We start from the raw sequence: 1,458 nt of genomic DNA, 5'->3' as shown, positions 1-1,458 counted from the left end.
CCGGCCGCGGTTTCGCGGGCATTTCTCGCTAACGAAACCGACCTACATTTAGGAAAGCGGACCGCCTTCAAGGGTGATCCGATGCATCAGGCGATGATGGCCGTGGTAGTCGTTGAGCGCCTGATGCCACGTGCAGCGATTGTCCCAAATGGCCATCGAGCCCGGGCGCCACTGAAAGCGACGGACGAAGCGATCCTGCGTGACATGCTGATAGAGATGGTTGAGCAGCGCCGCGCTCTCCTCGCGAGTCCAACCGACGATGCCAGTCGTGAAGCCAGGATTGACGTAGAGCACCGGCTTGTGGCTGCCGGGATGGGTGATGATGAGCGGATGGATCGCCTGGGGCGTATTCTTGAAGCCACCCAACTCCACGCGATCGCTATTGGCGTAGTATCCCCCTTCGCCAAATGCGTGAGCCGATGCGTGATGAGCCTTCAGTGTGCGCAAGGTGGCCTTGAGCCCGGCTGAGAGTGCGTCGTAGGCGGCGTACAGATTGGCGAACAAGGTGTCACCGCCCACGGGGGGCGTCTCGACTGCCATCAGAACGGAGCCCATCGCCGGTGCTACGTCGTAACTGTGGTCGGTGTGCCATCCTCCACCGATATTGGTTTTCTGGGACTCGGACTTTTCAACCTTGGCAATCTCGGGGTAGCGTTCGGTTTTGGGAAAATAGCGATTGATCACGATCGGACCCAATCGGCGCGCGAAGCCGATCAGTTCCTCGGGTTCGAGCACCCGTCCATGGATGAAGACGACGCCGCGCTGAAAGACGGTGTTGCGAATGGTCTCGATCACATCGTCGCCGGCGCGCGTCACATCGATTTCTTCAATCAAGGCGCCGCAACGGTCCAACGGACGAATGTCTATAATTGCAGAACTCATGAGGGTCTTCCTCCCTGTGCCGGCATTTTCCTTATCAGCGCAGGATATCGGAGCGGATGTAAAAGACTGTCACTTCTGTTACAGTTCGGCATGGAAAAGGCCGACCTTGTCCAGACCCGCGAAATTCTGAAAAAGCAGACGTGGCTGCATGGTCACGGCGTGGACCTTGTGGAGCCGCTGTTAGCCCATGGCCGGTTGGTGAGCTTTGAAGCCGGCCAATGGACGCACGCGGAAGGTGACGAAGAGACCGGCATATTGGTTGTCATTCGCGGATTGGTTTACGTCTTGTGCAAGGCGCCAGGTGATCGGGAGGTTCTGATCGGCCCTACAGTTCCTGGCGGCGCGATTGGTCAGACGACGCGGTTTGGCGGAGGCCCGCGATTGGTTACGGTCCAATGCATGAATGACAGTCTGATCCTGCTCGCGTCCGACCGTGCCCTGACTCAGATCGCAATGAAACGGCCGCAAATTTGGCAAGCTGTCGCGGCGCTGCTTTATTTGCAGGTGCGCGATCTGCTCCAGCTCGCTGCAGAGGTGATTGCGTTGCCCCCGCGCCAGCGGCTCGCCGCCCGGATT

At 59.0% G+C, this 1,458-nt stretch carries 2 protein-coding genes; one reads left to right on the top strand and one right to left on the bottom strand.

The annotated features are described in order from the left end of the window. Positions 1 to 48: 48 nt before the first annotated feature. On the bottom strand, positions 49 to 882 hold the full coding sequence (locus Q2941_RS51615; RefSeq protein WP_458197540.1) for a TauD/TfdA dioxygenase family protein: 834 nt from the start codon (positions 880 to 882) through the stop codon (positions 49 to 51). A gap of 90 nt (positions 883 to 972) precedes the next feature. On the opposite strand from Q2941_RS51615, the gene Q2941_RS51610 reads away from it, so the two are divergent. Next, a partial coding sequence (locus Q2941_RS51610) for a Crp/Fnr family transcriptional regulator (RefSeq protein ID WP_458197539.1) occupies positions 973 to 1,458 on the top strand: 486 nt, incomplete at its 3' end.

It is taken from the genome of Bradyrhizobium sp. UFLA05-153 (assembly GCF_054185185.1).
This window is presented reverse-complemented; position numbering and strand designations above follow the sequence as displayed.

Bases quoted from the DNA above. Each gene is read 5' to 3' on its own strand.
- Q2941_RS51615 (WP_458197540.1), bottom strand. From the start codon at position 882: ATGAGTTCTGCAATTATAGACATTCGTCCGTTGGACCGTTGCGGCGCC.